Annotated in this window: 18 protein-coding genes; 11 read left to right on the forward strand and 7 right to left on the reverse strand. The window is 41.6% G+C overall.

All coding sequences use genetic code 11. The annotated features are described in order from the left end of the window. Positions 1–148: 148 nt before the first annotated feature. Positions 149–1,234, reverse strand: coding sequence for a DUF4349 domain-containing protein (locus tag DWY84_RS00270; protein WP_118529850.1), 1,086 nt, complete (start codon positions 1,232–1,234; stop codon positions 149–151). A 293-nt stretch (positions 1,235–1,527) separates the two neighbouring features. Between DWY84_RS00270 and guaA the strand changes: the two genes are divergently transcribed. After that, complete coding sequence (gene guaA, locus DWY84_RS00275; protein ID WP_118529852.1) at positions 1,528–3,072, forward strand: glutamine-hydrolyzing GMP synthase; 1,545 nt, start codon at positions 1,528–1,530, stop codon at positions 3,070–3,072. 292 nt (positions 3,073–3,364) lie between these two features. Here the strand turns inward: guaA and DWY84_RS00280 are convergent, their stop codons facing one another. Next, positions 3,365–3,895, reverse strand: a complete 531-nt coding sequence (locus tag DWY84_RS00280) for a helix-turn-helix transcriptional regulator (protein WP_009247529.1) — start codon at positions 3,893–3,895, stop codon at positions 3,365–3,367. Between the two features lie 448 nt (positions 3,896–4,343). Here DWY84_RS00280 and DWY84_RS00285 point away from each other — a divergent pair, with 448 nt between their 5' ends. The 8 genes from DWY84_RS00285 to DWY84_RS00320 all read left to right on the forward strand — a co-directional run bounded on the left by DWY84_RS00285 (position 4,344) and on the right by DWY84_RS00320 (position 11,572). Beyond that, a complete protein-coding gene (locus tag DWY84_RS00285) occupies positions 4,344–4,532 on the forward strand; it encodes a transcriptional regulator (protein ID WP_009247528.1) in 189 nt (62 codons plus the stop codon). Next, positions 4,533–5,624, forward strand: coding sequence for a site-specific integrase (locus DWY84_RS00290; RefSeq protein ID WP_009247527.1), 1,092 nt, complete (start codon positions 4,533–4,535; stop codon positions 5,622–5,624). It abuts the gene before it with no gap. After that, positions 5,614–5,949 carry a hypothetical protein gene (locus tag DWY84_RS00295; protein ID WP_009247526.1) on the forward strand — a complete coding sequence of 112 codons (336 nt, stop codon included), beginning with the start codon at positions 5,614–5,616 and terminating at the stop codon, positions 5,947–5,949. Before DWY84_RS00290 ends, DWY84_RS00295 begins: the two co-directional genes overlap by 11 nt. After that, complete coding sequence (locus tag DWY84_RS00300; RefSeq protein ID WP_009247525.1) at positions 5,939–7,093, forward strand: AAA family ATPase; 1,155 nt, start codon at positions 5,939–5,941, stop codon at positions 7,091–7,093. Before DWY84_RS00295 ends, DWY84_RS00300 begins: the two co-directional genes overlap by 11 nt. A 334-nt stretch (positions 7,094–7,427) precedes the next feature. After that, positions 7,428–8,588: a plasmid recombination protein gene (locus DWY84_RS00305; RefSeq protein WP_009247524.1), complete on the forward strand. Its 1,161-nt coding sequence runs from the start codon at positions 7,428–7,430 to the stop codon at positions 8,586–8,588. 26 nt (positions 8,589–8,614) lie between these two features. Then, positions 8,615–8,992, forward strand: coding sequence for a TnpV protein (locus DWY84_RS00310; RefSeq protein ID WP_009247523.1), 378 nt, complete (start codon positions 8,615–8,617; stop codon positions 8,990–8,992). 453 nt (positions 8,993–9,445) lie between these two features. Then, positions 9,446–10,990: an ATP-binding cassette domain-containing protein gene (locus tag DWY84_RS00315; RefSeq protein WP_009247522.1), complete on the forward strand. Its 1,545-nt coding sequence runs from the start codon at positions 9,446–9,448 to the stop codon at positions 10,988–10,990. Positions 10,991–11,074: 84 nt separating this feature from the next. Beyond that, positions 11,075–11,572, forward strand: coding sequence for an aminoglycoside nucleotidyltransferase (locus DWY84_RS00320; RefSeq protein ID WP_009247521.1), 498 nt, complete (start codon positions 11,075–11,077; stop codon positions 11,570–11,572). Positions 11,573–11,882: 310 nt separating this feature from the next. Here the strand turns inward: DWY84_RS00320 and DWY84_RS00325 are convergent, their stop codons facing one another. The 4 genes from DWY84_RS00325 to DWY84_RS00345 form a co-directional block, all read right to left on the reverse strand. Next, positions 11,883–13,067, reverse strand: coding sequence for a site-specific integrase (locus tag DWY84_RS00325; RefSeq protein WP_015552515.1), 1,185 nt, complete (start codon positions 13,065–13,067; stop codon positions 11,883–11,885). Between the two features lie 36 nt (positions 13,068–13,103). Further along, positions 13,104–13,298, reverse strand: a complete 195-nt coding sequence (locus DWY84_RS00330) for a DUF3173 domain-containing protein (RefSeq protein WP_011861908.1) — start codon at positions 13,296–13,298, stop codon at positions 13,104–13,106. Between the two features lie 573 nt (positions 13,299–13,871). Continuing rightward, positions 13,872–14,111 carry a helix-turn-helix domain-containing protein gene (locus tag DWY84_RS00340; protein ID WP_118529854.1) on the reverse strand — a complete coding sequence of 80 codons (240 nt, stop codon included), beginning with the start codon at positions 14,109–14,111 and terminating at the stop codon, positions 13,872–13,874. After that, positions 14,108–14,527, reverse strand: coding sequence for a sigma factor-like helix-turn-helix DNA-binding protein (locus tag DWY84_RS00345; protein ID WP_172749839.1), 420 nt, complete (start codon positions 14,525–14,527; stop codon positions 14,108–14,110). The genes DWY84_RS00340 and DWY84_RS00345 overlap by 4 nt, the downstream gene beginning before the upstream one ends. Positions 14,528–15,127: 600 nt before the next feature. On the opposite strand from DWY84_RS00345, the gene DWY84_RS00350 reads away from it, so the two are divergent. Next, positions 15,128–15,484 carry a helix-turn-helix domain-containing protein gene (locus tag DWY84_RS00350; protein WP_118529858.1) on the forward strand — a complete coding sequence of 119 codons (357 nt, stop codon included), beginning with the start codon at positions 15,128–15,130 and terminating at the stop codon, positions 15,482–15,484. A 32-nt stretch (positions 15,485–15,516) separates the two neighbouring features. Here DWY84_RS00350 and DWY84_RS00355 read toward each other — a convergent pair whose 3' ends face one another. Beyond that, positions 15,517–16,212: a hypothetical protein gene (locus DWY84_RS00355; protein ID WP_015552517.1), complete on the reverse strand. Its 696-nt coding sequence runs from the start codon at positions 16,210–16,212 to the stop codon at positions 15,517–15,519. 179 nt (positions 16,213–16,391) lie between these two features. On the opposite strand from DWY84_RS00355, the gene DWY84_RS00360 reads away from it, so the two are divergent. Then, positions 16,392–16,952 carry a TetR/AcrR family transcriptional regulator gene (locus tag DWY84_RS00360; protein WP_103900079.1) on the forward strand — a complete coding sequence of 187 codons (561 nt, stop codon included), beginning with the start codon at positions 16,392–16,394 and terminating at the stop codon, positions 16,950–16,952. Positions 16,953–16,961 lie beyond the last annotated feature (9 nt).

Consider the following 16,961-nt stretch of genomic DNA (forward strand, 5'->3'; position numbering starts at 1 on the left):
AGTGTTTGAGGGAGGCGGACGATTCGTCGGACTATCCGCAAACATCTGTCAGCTGCATCGTCCGAACACAATACCCATATTTTGCGCAGCGGTATGCCGGGATTACCGGCTTCGGACCTTTATTGCGATTGCTTTTAAATTGGCATTTCTATTTGTTTTCTTCTTTTGCTTCAACGTTTGCGGCCTTTGTTTCATTTTTAGTTGTTTTTTTGCTTTTTCTAAAACCCTGCCGCCTGAAGATTTTCCGAAAAACTACGATTACAATCAAGATCAGAACTGCCAGTACCAGGAGAATCGGGAGGCTGGATATGAACCACACCACAAAATCTACGGAGGAGACTTGCAGCTGGTTCAAACTGCGGCTGAGTCCTTTCTGGATGCGGACCAGAATGGTATCCGGGTCAGTGGAGGTGAGAACCTGGACTTCCTGGATGGAGAGGTAAACGGTACTGTACACGATCTGGTTATCCAGGGTGCGAAGCTGGGACTCCAGGGATTCCAACTGGTAGCGGACTTCGGAAAGGCGGGATTCAAGGGCAATGACAGCATCAACAGATTCTGCCTTTTCCAGAAGCGCCCATAAGCGTTCCTGCTCCATCTGGAGTGTTTTCTTCCGGCTGGTGATATCGGTGTACTGGAGGGTAACATCCTGCACGCTTTCGTTTTTGTAGGTGACGTTTCCCTGGCTGGATACTTCTGTGAGAAAGGCATCCAGCTTGTCGGAAGGGATGCGGGCTGTGATGGTGGAGTAACGGCTGGAGCGGTCACCGGACCAGTTCAGGCTGTTGCCAGAGACATCAGACTGCTGAATATAGCCACCAAAAGCAGTTACCGCATCGGTAATGGATTTTGTGAGGGCGTCAAATTCCCGGGTTTCCAGATCCATGTTCACGTTGCGGATCAGCTTGCGTTCCATGGGCGTCTGGGAAGTTTCGGCAGAGGCGTTTTCGGAGTCAGATGGATCTGTATCCGGATTTTTTTCCGGATTCTGGGACAGGATATCATTTTCTGATAACTGGACAGAATCGGAATCATCAAAAGAAGCTTCAGAATCAAAATTAGTGGTGGCGGATTTGGAATAGCTGGCAGGCATTCCATTTCCTGCACCGGAAGCCGTGTCATAAGCGGCGGCAGTTTCTGCCATATAAACCTGTGAGGAAGCATTCCTGGATGCAGCCCCACAGCCGGTCAGAACGATGGATGCAAGCAAAAGGGTAATCAGTTTTTTCTTCATAATCAGTTCCTCCTCTCTTTACTTTCATTATCCCATATTTCCGGGATAAAACAAGGTGTTCCTGGGAATCTTAAACAGTTGGCAAGTGAATTGTAAGGAGAAAAAGACAGCGGTTATTCAGAAACAGGAGCTTTTGTACGGAAAATTTTACAGAACGCGGCAGAGACTGAGGATTTTGCCAATTTTGCGGAACCCACTTGTATAGTGCGGTATTTTTAGGTATAATAGCGTGAGATACATCAAGATGAAACTGAGTTACTTCGGTTTTATCACAATAAATAGGAGGAAAACTCGTGAACAGAGAGAAGATTGTTGTAATCGACTTTGGCGGTCAGTACAACCAGCTGGTTGCCCGCCGTGTACGTGAGTGCAATGTGTATTGTGAGATTTATTCTTACAAGACTGATATCGAAAAGATTAAAGAAATGAATCCGAAGGGCATTATCCTGACTGGCGGTCCAAACAGCGTGTACGAGGAGGGCGCTGCTACCTGCAGCAAAGAGCTGTTTGAGCTTGGTATTCCGGTACTGGGACTCTGCTATGGCGCGCAGCTCATGAGCCATGTATTGGGCGGACATGTCTGCAAGGCTCCTGTTCGTGAGTACGGAAAGATTGAAGTAACCGTGGACAAGTCCAGCAAGTTGTTTGGCAATGTATCTGAGAAGACCATCTGCTGGATGAGCCATAACGACTACATTGAGAAAGAAGCTCCTGGCTTTAAGATCATTGCCCACACATCGGACTGCCCGGTGGCAGCAGCAGAGTGCGAGGAGAAGAAGCTTTACGCAATCCAGTTCCATCCGGAAGTACTGCATACCGTAGAGGGAACCAAGATGCTGTCCAACTTCGTATATGAAGTCTGCGGCTGTGCAGGCGACTGGAAGATGGATGCGTTCGTAGAGAACACCATTAAGGCGGTTCGTGAGAAGGTCGGCAAGGGTAAAGTGCTCTGCGCATTGTCCGGCGGCGTAGATTCCTCCGTAGCAGCAGTCATGCTGGCAAAGGCAGTTGGCGACCAGCTGACCTGCGTATTCGTAGATCATGGCCTGCTTCGTAAGAACGAGGGAGACGAGGTCGAGGAAGTATTTGGACCAAACGGCCCGTATAATTTAAATTTCATCCGCGTGAACGCGCAGGAGCGTTTCTATGCAAAGTTAAAAGGCGTAGAGGAGCCGGAGCGCAAGCGTAAGATCATCGGTGAGGAATTTATCCGTGTATTCGAGGAAGAGGCAAAGAAAATTGGCGCTGTGGATTTCCTGGTACAGGGAACCATCTACCCGGACGTCGTAGAGAGTGGCCTGGGCGGTGAGTCCGCTGTCATCAAGTCCCATCACAATGTCGGGGGACTTCCTGACTATGTTGATTTCAAGGAGATCATCGAGCCGCTGCGCGATCTGTTCAAGGATGAGGTCCGTAAGGCAGGTCTGGAGCTTGGTATTCCGGAAAAGCTGGTATACCGTCAGCCGTTCCCTGGCCCGGGCCTCGGAATTCGTATCATCGGAGAAGTAACCGCTGAGAAAGTAAAAATGGTACAGGAGGCAGATGCCATTTACCGCGAGGAAATTGCAAACGCAGGTCTCGACCGCAGCATCGGCCAGTACTTCGCAGCCCTGACCAATATGCGTTCCGTAGGCGTTATGGGTGACGAGAGAACCTATGACTATGCCATCGCGTTAAGAGCAGTCAACACCATCGACTTCATGACCGCAGAAGCAGCTGAGATTCCGTGGGAGGTACTTGGAAAAGTATCCAGTAGAATCGTCAATGAAGTGAAGCATGTGAACAGAGTACTGTATGATTGCACGGGGAAACCACCGGCAACAATTGAGTTTGAATAAATCGAGTTGCTTAAAAAAGCCAGTGTTTATGCGGGTTTCAGCGATTTCGATTAGTCTTTTGATAACAAATTGATAACAGTCATAGCAAGTGCCATTATTCTTGTTATCCAGTGGTTTATGGGTAACGGAACAATTAACAGGTGGCTTGCAGACTAAAGTTCGGAGCTTGGCTCTGAACAAATTCCATATTATAAACTAAGCCCTTAGCTGTGGTTAATAACCATAGTTAAGGGCTTTTTTGTCGTTGCCAAAGCATCTGTAGGGAGCTGCCAGTGGCAGGGCCTGTAGGGGCTTATTTATCTTTCAAGTGGTCTTTGAATGCTTCCACGAGAGCGTCACTTAATTCCTGTGATGGAACTTTTGCCCAACGCTGTGTGGTGTCGAACTCTGGATAATGGTAACGCCAGTTATCGTATTCTTCTCTGTTGATTTCTTCGGAAGATAGCTTGTCTGCCTGTTCTTTCCAAGCATACAGCATTTTGAGGAGTTCATATGCTTCTCTGCCTTTGTCCTTGTTGACCTTTAAGCATACCTCTCCGTCTGCTTCACTGACAGTAAGACCGTAAATATCTTCAAGGGTAAACAGAGTGTGCATAAGACCGATATAGCTGTCTATGTCAGGAACATCAAGAGCCTGTGGAGAAACATCAAGCACCTGTGCCAATGCATTTGTAAGGTCTGCTTTCGGTTTGCGTGTACCAGTTTCGTACTGTGCCAAACGCACATCAGCACTCTTTTCTGGAAAACCGATTGCTGTACCGAGATACTTTTGTGTCATACCACGCATTAGTCTGAAAAAATGTATTCTTTCGCTGATAGCCATAATGATACGCTCCTTTTATATTTAGTGAAATAAGTATAGCAGAAATGTTTAGTGGAAGTCAAGAAAAACCGAAACAAAAATGTTTAATATTTTCTTTGCAACCACTTGACAATAGCAAATATGTTTAGTAAAATAAATTACGAATTAAACAAATATGCTTAATGCGACAACTGAATGACCGTCCGAAAAGCCAAACCGCCAAGACCTCGTCGGAGCAAGTTCCGTATCGTTCGCTTGTGTGCAAGCACAAAAGCTCATTCGCTGCACTGCTCCTCCTCTTCCCCAAAAGTCTCCGACTTTTCGGGAACCCCTATACGAGCGAGCGCCTGATGTACTGCGGTGCATTGGGACAGCACAGCGCCTGCCGACAAGCAGGAGTGCCTGTTGGAACTTTAACACGGAGAAAGCGGCAAGCAAAAAATTATTTTAAGAAAGGAAGAAAAAGGATATGGAAAACAGATTTATCCGAGCCGAAGATGTGGCTCAGGAACTAAACGTATCAAAACCTTATGCATATAAACTCATCAGACAATTAAATGAGGAATTGAAAGCAAAGGGCTTTATTACGATTGCAGGGCGTGTAAATCGCCAGTATTTTTACGAAAGGCTCTACGGAGCAGGAAAGGGGGAAATGTAAATGCCGGTATTTAAGAATGAAGATAACGGTACTTGGTATGTGATGGCAAGGTATGTGAACTGGAAAGGGGAACGCAAGCAGAAATGCAAGCGTGGCTTTGCTACCAAACGAGAAGCACAGGAATGGGAAAGAATGTTCAAATTGCAGACTTCTTCAGACCTTGATATGAGTTTTGAAGCCTTTACGGAGCTTTATATCAATGATGTGAAGAACCGTTTGAAGGAAAACACGTGGCTTACCAAAGAGCATATCATACGCACAAAGATACTTCCGTATTTCGGGAAACTGAAAATCAGCGAGATTTCCACAAAGGAGATTATTACTTGGCAGAATGAAATGCTTGCCTATCGTGATGAGAAGAAAAAGCCTTATTCACAGACGTATCTGAAAACGCTGCACAATCAGTTGTCCGCCATTTTCAATCACGCTGTCCGCTACTATGAACTGCGTTCCAATCCTGCGGCAAAGGTGGGAAATATGGGACGTGAGGAACACAAGGAAATGCTGTTCTGGACAAAGGAAGAATACAAGAAATTCTCTTTTGAGATGATGGACAAGCCTGTTTCCTTTTATGCGTTTGAAATGCTTTACTGGTGCGGTATCCGAGAGGGCGAGCTGTTAGCTTTGACTCCGGCAGATTTCAACTTTGATAAGGAAACAGTCACAATCAATAAATCCTATCAGCGTTTGAAAGGGCAGGATGTGATTACTTCTCCGAAAACGAAAAAGAGCAACCGCACGATTAAAATGCCGAAGTTTCTGTGTGAGGAAATGAAAGAATATCTCGGTATGCTTTACGGATTGAAGAAGAAAGACCGTATCTTTACGGTGACGAAAAGCTATCTTCATCACGAGATGGACAGAGGGGCAAAGGCGGCAGGCGTGAAGCGTATCCGCATTCACGATCTCCGTCACAGCCACATTTCACTCTTGATTGATATGGGCTTTTCTGCGGTGGCGATTGCTGACCGAGTTGGTCACGAAAGTATTGATATTACTTATCAGTACGCACACCTCTTTCCGTCAAAGCAGATTGAGATGGCAGAAAAATTAGATGATTTAGGGAAAGGAGATTTTGAAAATGTCAGCTAAGAACAGAGATAACAAAAATCGTTGGAGGAATATCACAGTAGGGTTTCGAGTATCGCCCGAAGAAAACGAACTCATTAACAGAGCTGTAGCTCTATCAGGATTGCCAAAACAGGAGTATTGTTACCGCCGTTGCTTAAATCAGGATGTGGTGGTACAGGGCAATCCGAGAGTGTATAAGGCGTTGAAAACGGAATTTGCCACAGTCCTTGCGGAACTGAAAAGGATTGAAGCAGGAAAAGGTGTGGATGATGAACTGCTGAGTGTAATAGAACTGATTTCCATTATTCTCGGCGGTTTGAAAGGAGAGGATGCGAATGGAGAATAAAAAAGAAATGACTATTCCAAATGTATCTGCGGCAACAGATGCGGAACAGTCACTTTCCAAATGTACTGACAATAGTATAGTCAATCAGGATACGGATTTCAAGGGGTACGAGCAATCTTTTGAAGAAATGCAAAGGGAAATACTCAGACAGTTAGACCCTTCCTATCTGAAAACAGTATCAATGACAACGCTGTATGATACGGTGTTTGAGGTTCAGACACCACTTATCGACGGTCTGCTCCAAAGGGGAACTTACCTTTTCGTAGGTTCCCCGAAAGTGGGAAAGAGCTTTATGATGGCACAGCTTGCCTATCATATCAGCACAGGCACACCGCTTTGGGAGTATAAGGTGCGTAAGGCAACGGTGCTTTATTTTGCCCTTGAAGATGATTACCCACGTTTGCAGAAGCGATTGTTTCAGATGTTCGGTGCAAAGGAGACAGGCAATCTGTATTTCGCAACGGAATGTAAAACGGTCAATGGCGGACTGGAAGAACAGATAAGAGGGTTTATGAGGGAACACCCAGACACAGGCTTGATTATCATAGACACCTTAAAGCGTGTGCGTGAAGCAGGCGGAGCAGATTACAGCTACGCAAGTGATTATGATGTTGTGGCAAGGCTGAAAGCGTTGGCAGACAGTTACAAGGTTTCAATGCTTATTGTTCATCATACACGCAAACAAAAATCGGAAGATATATTCGATATGATTTCAGGCACGAATGGTCTGATGGGTGCGGCAGACGGTGCATTTGTTCTCAGTAAGGACAAGCGTACTTCCAACAATGCCACACTTGATGTTGCTGGCAGAGACCAGCAGGATATGAAAATCCATCTTGTAAGGGACAGCGAGCGATTGGTGTGGAACTTTGCAAAATCGGAAACGGAGATGTGGAAAGAACCGCCCGAACCTCTGCTTGAGAAGATAGCGGATACGCTCTTTTCGGAAAGTGACAGATGGGAAGGAACTGCTTCGGAACTTTGCGAAAGGCTTGCGGTGGATATAAAGCCGAATGTACTTTCTTTAAGGCTCAGTATCAACGCAAGCAGGCTGTTTCGTGATTACGGTATCCGTTATCAGAACAGCCGCACACACGACGGAAGAAAGGTTTCACTTTGGAAAGAAACCGAGCAGACGGCGTGACAAACGGTGTCAAAGGTGTCAATGTTTTTGAGAGCAGCACGCTGTGAAAAACATTGTCACCATCGTCACACTTTGACACCGGATAAAGTTTAGGGGAGTGTGCAGAGAGTGCCTTTTCAAAGGCGGCTCTTTGGTCTCGCCTGCTGGCTCGGTCGGTTCGCAGGCGTGTGTGCCACCGGCACACGCTCACCCCTCGGAGAGCCTTCGGAGAACGCAAAACCTGTTTACAGGTCGCATTTTTGATGGGTGTACCCGTCAAAAGTGCTTTTGCGTTACTTTTGACAAAAGTAACAAAACCTGAGAATGTTGAAATTTACAGATGGGAGATGAAAAAATGCAGAGAACGATAAGTGCAATGGTCGGTAAAGGCTCGGTCAATCACAATAGCCGAAAGTTCCGAGCAGAAAATGTAGACGGAACTCGTACTCATCTCAATATCGACTACTGCAATGAAAATATAAAGACAGTTTATCACGAATTGTTTGATGAAGCATTGGAAAGATACAATGCCAAGCAGATAAGGTCAGACCGAAAGATAAAAGATTATTATGAAAAAATCCGAAGTTCCAAGCAGGAAAAACCGTTCCACGAAATCATTTTACAGGTGGGCGGTAAGGGAAATATGAACGCCGATACGGAAAACGGAGAACTGGCAAAGCAGATTTTAGATGAATACTATCAGGGTTTTCAGGAGCGAAATCCACAGCTTCGGGTGTTCTCGGCTCATCTGCATATGGATGAAGCTACACCACATCTGCACATAGATTTTGTACCTTTTACCACAGGCAGCAAGCGTGGACTTGATACAAGAGTGTCACTAAAGCAGGCTCTTGCAACGCAAGGTTTTAAGGGCGGCAGTCGTGGCGATACGGAGTGGTCGCAATGGATACAGTCCGAAAAAGAACAGCTTGCGGCGGTGATGGAACGTTATGGGATTGAGTGGGAACATTTAGGCACACACGAAAAACATCTTTCTGTTTTGGATTATAAAAAGCAGGAAAGAGAAAAAGAAGTGGCGGCATTAGGTGCGAAAATCGAGCAGAAACAGATTGAATTTGATGTGTTGTCGGAACGAGTATTGAACTATGATAAGGCAAAAGACGAGCTGTCAAATCTTGAAATAGAGCTTGATACTGCACCGAAATATCAGTTGCCAGAACCAGAGAAATTTATGACTGCAAAGGCATATAAAACCAAAATGGCAGAGCCGGTTGTAAGGAAATTGAAGCAACTTGTCAAAACGGTGCTTGCCCGCTGCTTTGAGGGGTGGGACAACTATCATAGGCTGAATACAGCGAATGCACAGTTATACCGCACCAATCAGCGTTTGGAGAAAGTCAATGAAAGATTGACCGAAGAAAACAAAATCCTAAAAGCAGAAAATAAAGATTACAGCCTGCTCCGTAAGGTTTTTGGTCGCAAACAGATAGATGATTTGTTGGAGCAGGCAAGAACAGTTAAAGGTCGCAAGCGTGATAATACACGATCACGATAGACAAAAATCACAGGAGGAAAAGGAAAATGACAAAGACAATTTTTGAAGAAATGGGCGGAACTTATAGACAGGTGGGTGATTATTTATTGCCGAACATCACAGTACCAGCCGAAGAAGAAATAGAGCCGATTGGTTTATGGGGGAAACGACATGCAAGGCATTTAAAGGAACACTATAAAGTGTTATATATGAACCTGCTGACAAGCGGAAAGCTGCATAGTTATCTTGCAGAAGTCGATAAGCAAGCAGAGGATATGTTTCTTCGACTGGTAAAGGAATATGCCGACAGACAAGATGTGACGGAACAATTAAAGAAAGATAATCCCTACGAATGGATTGGAAGAATGAATAATATTCAGGCTTGTGTGAGGGAAGTTGTAGGAACGGAGTTGATTTACACATAAGCGTTTTACGGTATGGTGCTCCTGCGTTTGCTGGAGTGCTGTGGTTGTGGTTGTAAAGAGGTTGTGAAAGATTGAATTTCGTAATGGTTGGATGTATAATTAGGAAGTGAAAATTTTAATTTGCACTTCCATAAGGTGAAATGTATTGACACAAAAAATACAGTATGATAGTATTGCCATTAGAAGAAAGAAAGGCACATTTTGTGTAAGGTGAGGAAATGATTAATAGATAATTTGATTTAAGTAAGACACATATAGTTATTGAGCCTGTAGAGAATAGGTTTGTTTTGTGTACGCTTAAGTTGGATTATCGCAAGAGGCATTTCCTTTGTTTTCCTTTTGGAAAAGAAATAAGGGGCTATTTAGCGAGTCTATTTTTGCGTATGCAAAAAAGACTCGTTTTTGTGTGTTCAAAATAATAATTGGCTCAGACTTCGAAAAGGAGAAACTTTAATGTTGCAGATAAAAAAATTAAATTTAACACATAAAAAAGACCTGAGAATAATTCTTAATGATTTCAACCTTGTGCTAAATGATGGAGATAAGGCAGTTATTATTGGAGAAGAGGGAAATGGGAAATCGACATTAATGAAGTGGATATACAATCCGTCGCTTGTAGAAAACTATATAGAAGCAGATGGGGAAAGGATAATGGGACACGAACGTCTTGGTTATCTTCCGCAGGAGATGCTCGATGAAGATAAGGAAAAAACAATATACGAATATTTTTCTGAAGAGGAAATATTCTGGGAGAAAACGCCTAAAGAATTGTCTGTTATTGCGGGAAAATTTGGAATGAAAAATGATTTTTTCTACAGTAACCAGACAATGGGTAGTCTTTCAGGAGGCGAAAAAGTCAAGACACAACTTATGAGGCTTTTCATTCGCGATGTTTCTGTGCTGTTGTTGGACGAACCTTCCAATGACATCGACATTGCGACGCTTACATTACTGGAAAAAATCATAAATGACTGGAAGCACATTGTGCTTTTTATTTCACACGATGAAACGCTGATAGAGCGTACTGCCAACATGGTGATACATATCGAGCAGATTATACGAAAAACAAAGGCGAGATATACCGTGGCAAAGCTTCCCTATAGACGCTATGTGGAAGAACGGCTTCATAAATTTGAAATCCAAAAACAGCGGGCACTGAGTGACCGTAGGGAGAAAAAGATTCGCGATGAAAAATATCAAAGAGTTATGCAGAGTGTACAAGGTGCATTAAGAAGTTGTACCAGACAAGCACCGTCTGTTGCCAAAAACTTAAAGGACAAAATGCATACGGTTAAGGCAATGGAACGAAGATTTGAAAAAGAAGATGAAAATATGACTCAGATGCCGGAACAGGAAGAAGCAATCTTTGTCAAATTAGGGGATGAAAACTCACACATTCCCGCAGGAAAAACGGTCATAGAATATGAACTTTCAAAGCTTGTGACTCCGGATGGCAAAAGAATTTTAGCAGAAGGAATTCATTTAAAAATAAAAGGTTCAGAAAAAATCTGTATGATAGGAGCCAACGGGGCAGGAAAAACGACTCTTCTAAAAAAGATAGCGGAAGAACTCCTAAATCGGAATGACATTAAAGCAGAATATATGCCTCAAACTTATGAAGACCTGCTGGATTTGGATGTTACACCGGTTGATTACCTTGATAAAACAGGAGATAAAGAAGAGCGTACAAGAATTAGAACATACCTTGGTTCACTTAAATACACACCAGATGAAATGGAGCATCCGATTCGGGAGTTATCAGGCGGACAAAAGGCGAAAGTGCTTCTCTTGAGGATGAGCTTAAGTGGTGCAAATGTTCTTATTCTGGATGAACCGACAAGAAATTTTTCACCATTGTCCGGTCCGGTAATAAGAAAAATGCTCCGAGAATTTCCGGGGGCTGTCATTAGCATTTCTCACGATAGAAAGTATATTGAAGAGGTGTGCGATAAAATATATCAGCTAAATCCTAATGGATTACAGCTAATTGGTGATTGATAACAAAAAGGATGAAAGACTGACAAATTTCAGGCTTTTAGTGAGTTGGAAAGCATACAAAGATTTGAATTTGGAGGATAGATTATGGTACGTACAGAAGATGCATGTGAAATTATAAAATATGCTTTGCAAAACGAAATTAAAGTATATTTAGATGGCGGATGGGGTGTTGATGCACTTCTTAAAAGAGAATCAAGAATACACAATGATATTGATTTGTTTGTTGAACTGAAACATTATCATGATTATATTTATGTGATTAAGCAGCATGGATTTGAGGAAGTAAATACTGATTATACAACGGATGGTCATACTGTCTGGAAAGATGATAAACAAAGAATCATTGATTTACATTGTTTTGAATTTACAGATGACGGAATTGTTTATGAGGGAGATATATTTCCATCAAAAACTTTTTCCGGTATTGGAAAAGTTGGAGATATAACTGTTTCTTGTATTGAACCATTGAGTCAGGTAATGCTTCATTTGGGATATGAACACGATAAAAATGATGTGCATGATGTGATGCTGTTGTGTGAAACATTTCAAATAGCAATACCAGATGAATATAAGGAAAAGTAAAATTTCAGTTTTGTGTTGAATCTCTAAGCAAAATAGCTTATAATTTGACATGCTACATATAGTTATTATCCACAGTTATCGAGTAGGTGTTATCAATGCCGATAACAAAATGATAACATTAGCTCGTATAGGCAGGATAATATGGATATATCAAATAATCAAAAGAACGAGAAACATTACAGAGAATAATTCCTAAACAAAAAGCGTTAGTCTTTGTAGAGTTTGAATAGTTGGAGCAGAGCTTCAAAGCCTTTATTTTCAAGGGTTTTGAGGCTCTTTTCTTTTAGAATTGCATTTTGATTGCATTTTTTTATTCAACTGCTCTGTGATAGATTGCTGTATGCTGATTGCTGGTGTAATCGGCAACACTGGTTGTTGCCGGAGTATAAGTGAGAACGCCAGTTAATTTTTTGGCAACTTCCACGTTGGTGTTGGGATATAAATGTCCATAGGTTCCTAACGTGGTCTGTATCTTTTCATGCCCCAGACGTTCTTTAATCAATAAAGGATTTTCTCCCATACTGATGAGCAGGGAAGCATGGGAATGTCTGAGTGCATGAATTTTGATACGGTGTACGCCTGCCAATCCAGCAAGTTTTTCTAATGCCCGTGGGAGGGTGTGCTTACTGGTGGGAATCCCATTATAGCTTAGTACAAGGTCACAGTCCTTTAAAACCTTTTGCTGTACTTCCTGCCATGCTTTTAATTCTTTAATGGTATCTGTGTCAATATAGATAGTGCGAATACTGGCTTGTGTCTTTGGTTCCACAAATTTGTATTCGTCTATTGTTTTATAGTACAGCGTTTTCGTTATACTTAAAAGTCCGGTTTCAAAGTTGATATCCGACCATTGCAGGGCTGCGGCTTCTCCGATTCTCATTCCAGTCATAAACAGGAGCCAGTATGAAATGAAAAGGTAATGTTCGTAATAATCGCCCTTGTAGAGTAGGGAAATTACCTTTTGAAATTCATCCAGTGTCCAAAAATCCACTTTTGTTTTCTTGCTCTTGATGTTTCCTATCATTCGTGACGGATTTTTCTTTGCAAGACCGAGAACAACTGCTCTGTCAAAGGCAATGGAGAGCATACCCTGTACAATACGGATATAGTTTGGACTAAATTCTTTTGCGAGTTCAAGCTGCCAGTTTTGGACGTTAATGGGTTCTATCTCATCCACCGTCATTTTGTAAAAGTATGAAAAATGTTTCTGAATGGTAGAACGGCGGTTCAGATAGGTACTTTCCTTTACCTGTGTTTTATACCAAGGTAGGTAAGTCTCTTCAATGAACTGCTGAAAGGATAGCTGCTGTTTCTTTTCTGTCAATTCCTCTGTGGATGTAAGCATAAGCTTTGAATATGCTTCTCTGGCTTCCTTTTTTGTCTTGAATCCGCTTTTGTATTTCTGAATCTGTTTTCCGGTAATCGGGTGGAAACCTAAGTTTGCTCTAAAATAATAAGTTCCGTTTTCTGCTTTCTTAATAGGGTCTTTTGCCATGATTTCACTCCTTACATAAATGTGCAAGAAGTACAATCAGTTTGATTTATCAGTAAAAGTAATCCCTAACAATTCTTCCACAGCTTCTCTGGGAACCCTGTCCAGTTTGCGTGACTGATAGTAGGTATGCCCTTTTGAAATCATAAGTTTTTTTGCTTCTCTTATGATGTCTGCTGCGAATGAAGTCCCATAACCCAGTTCTATTAAGTCTTTTTTTGTTACTGTAATCATGTTCCTCCTTTCCATAGACCAGATATGGAACCCTCAATATCTGTCTATATTATATCAGATTTTGTGGCAAAAGTAATATTAAGATTGTATTTCCTGCGAATAGTTATTTGATTTTGAATGAAAAATTCTAATTCAAAATAGTATATAAGCAAGCCGAGCAGCTTTCGCTAAAGCTCATGGGAATCTCACCCCTGCATGGTTCTCATCCAGCCGTACCCTTTGCCAGCGGTGCTACATCATCACACGGACTAAGGCTGTACGGAAGTATCATTATCACAATAGAAAGGTCATGGCGGCAGCTCTGCGGTAAGCTGCTTATGGAACGCTGGCAGGAATCGCTATCCGGTTTCATCCCTCCTTTGGTGGGTCACGGCGTGCCAGCCCAACGGCTCTCTTTCTATCGAAACGTATTCGGCTGCTTTATGCTGCGTTGATTAGACGCTTTCTTTTTCAAGGAACAATCCGGCTTTGTCAGCCTGTTAAAATGCACTGGTGATAATGCACTTTAATAGGCTGGCAAGCTCTGTCTGGGAAGCATGGGCTTGTCCATGCTTCCACAGGAGAGCGTTATTTTTACTTTGGTTCCCTGATTTCAAAAGATAAAATCTTTGCAATCAGACGTGTTTCCATCCGGCGGCGTAGGGTTTCATCTACAACCATGTGAGTATTGTCATATTCGTCTTTCATGGGACGCATGGAACGGCTGGCAATAAAACCGCTGTAATGGCGTACAATCTGGTTGACTGCTTCAATATCACCGTCCGCAGCCCTTACAATTACAGGAAACGGAATCATAGGGTGCTTTGATGTCATGCTTCTTCCTCCATAAATTTTTTGATAAATTCCAGTCCGGCGTGTCTTCTTCTCTGGATGGTAGAACGGTTGACTTCCAGAATTTTTGAAATTTCCGTATCGTCAAATCCGAGAAAATAATATCTCAGGATAACGTCACGTTTCTTTTCATCCAGATTTTCTAATGCTTCTGCTAATAGGCTGTTTTCAATGCGGACAGTAAATCCATCCATTTCAAAAGTATGGAAATGGGAGGGATAGGTGTCTTCGGAAGAAAACAGATTGACGGTGTAATCGTCCATATCACAGAACAGGGTTTCCCGTTTACACTGTCTGGACAACGCTTTGAGATAGTCTTTGCGTTCATCCTCCATAGCGACTTTACAGATATAATCAAACTGGTTCTCTATGGTTGTCTGAAATTCAGATGGCTTCATCATTGCTCACCCCCTTTCCAGCCTTGAAAGGGAGCGAGTTGATAGGAATTTTTGCTTCTTTCCCCCTTTTCGCTCTTAGTCCCGACAGGACAGGGGGTGCAGTTGCGTTTTGAGAAGAAAAATTTAAAAACTTTTTCTTCCAACTAAAAAAGCACGCAAACAGACGATATTTCTGCTTGTGTGCTTCGATAGTTCTTACTATGTATTGTGAAAAACCATATTGCAGGTCAGACTTTTCTAGCGTAGGTGGATGGCTTTTTTTAACGGTTTACCGAATGTAGATATATTTAAGAAAATATTTTGCATAGCGGCTTCCTCCTGTAAGCCGCCGGAGCCTAAAAAAAGCTGACTTTAATACAACCTCCATGTGTTCTGGAAAAAAGAAAGACGGCGGCTTTTATTAAACCGTCGTCTGGAAAGGCTTATGTGATTTTGACGCAAGAAAAGTGTACTGCCAAATAACGGTTTTTTTTATTTCCGTTTCAGCAGCATAGTTTTATCTTTGGTACACATAATAGGAACTGTACAACTGTACAATACGTTTTTCTATACCTGTCACTATTATAACAGGAACAGTAAAATGTACAGAGGTGGTGTATTATGCGTAAAAAAGAAGATAAATATGATTTCAGGGCTTTGGGGCTTGCCATAAAAGAAGCCCGTAAAAAACAGGGTTTGACCCGTGAACAGGTGGGAGCAATGATTGAGATTGACCCACGTTATTTAACCAATATTGAGAACAAAGGGCAGCATCCCAGCTTACAGGTGCTTTACGACCTTGTATCTCTGCTGAATGTATCAGTGGATGAGTTTTTCTTGCCTGCCAGCAGTCGGGTGAAAAGTACCAAACGCAGGCAGTTAGAAAACAAAATAGACAATTTCACAGACGCTGACCTTGTTATTATGGAAAGCGTCGCAGATGGTATTGTCAAATCTAAGGAAGTGGGGGAAATGTAAATCCTCCACTTTTGTTTATAATTGCAGTGATATTAGAATTGATACTCTGCAATATTTTTGAAATCATTGTTCAACACATAATATACCTTATTTTTAGCAACGGAATATACAAAAGAAACTCTGGTTGCCCAAAGTCCTTCCTGACGTACTGACCTAAGTACATCAAAGGCGTTGGAAATAGAGAAGTTTTCTCCATATCCTTGCAGTAAATCCTTTGCCTTTTCATATCTGTTATCCCCAGATAAAACATATGGATTAGTCAATTCTGGTTTTAGAATGGAGTAATTTGTTATTAAGGAATATTTTTCTTTTTCCAAACGATACCCAATCCCCGGTTCAATAATGAGAACACGCCCAGTTCTATCCGAAAACATAGCCTGCATAGTAGTGTCAGGAGCATAAGTAATTTTCTTTTTTTTCACTATTTCCAATGAATCATCAAAAGAGAGGTTGCCTTTTATAAAATTTTCTGTCAAATCAGCTATTGTATAGCATGATTCATTACCGCAAAATTGTGCATTGTCATTTCCATGTACATACAACAATGTGCCAACATTCCCATTTCTATTGATTCCGTGAAAAGAGTGATACTTATTATCGGACATTTTTATCCCTATAAAAAAACGGTCTTTTTCAGCAATTACGGTATGTTCCCATTCAGAAAGGTCAATATCAAAATTGAACCCAACAATGGTTTCTTTCCCATTATACACAAATCTTGTACACATATTTGTAGTTCCTTTCATAAACTAATTATAGTAGTATCAAAACTAATTATATTAGTAATATTAAATATTATAATACAATTTGTCAATATAAAAGTTCTTTTTTTCTAACCTAATTATTGACTTCGCTAATTTAATTACTTAAAATGAGGTAAATGATGTGAAGAAAGAGGAAAATGAATATGCGAGTTACAAGAGCCGAAGTTATAAAAACAGCGTCTGATATGGCTGATAGAAATGGACTTCATAATGTTTCTTTGAAAGCTATTGCTGAAAATTTAGGGATTCGTACCCCCTCCTTATATAATCATATAGGAAGTTTGGATGAACTTCTTAGGGAGATAGCACATAGTGGTATGCGTACTATGAATGAAAAAATGATTCGTGCAGCAATCGGTAAGACAGGGGATTCAGCGTTAAAATTAGTGGCAGTTGAATATCTTAATTATATGATTGAACATCCCGGTGTGTATGAAATAATTCAATGGGCTAGTTGGAATGGAACAGAGGAAACAGCAATCATTTTTAATGATTATCTATCTTTACTTAAAACACTTATTTGCTCATGTGGCTTTAATCCAGATAAGACCACTGAAATTTTGAGCATGGTAACAGGTATGCTTCATGGTTATACAACATTACAATTAAGATATGCCTTTTCAAATCCTGATAAAGTAAGAAAAGAATTATCCGAAGCAATTGATACACTACTGCTGGGAGCTAATCAAAAATATAAAGATTAAACGAAAATT

The sequence above is a fragment of the Clostridium sp. AF27-2AA genome (assembly GCF_003478505.1).
Taxonomy (GTDB): domain Bacteria; phylum Bacillota; class Clostridia; order Lachnospirales; family Lachnospiraceae; genus Brotaphodocola.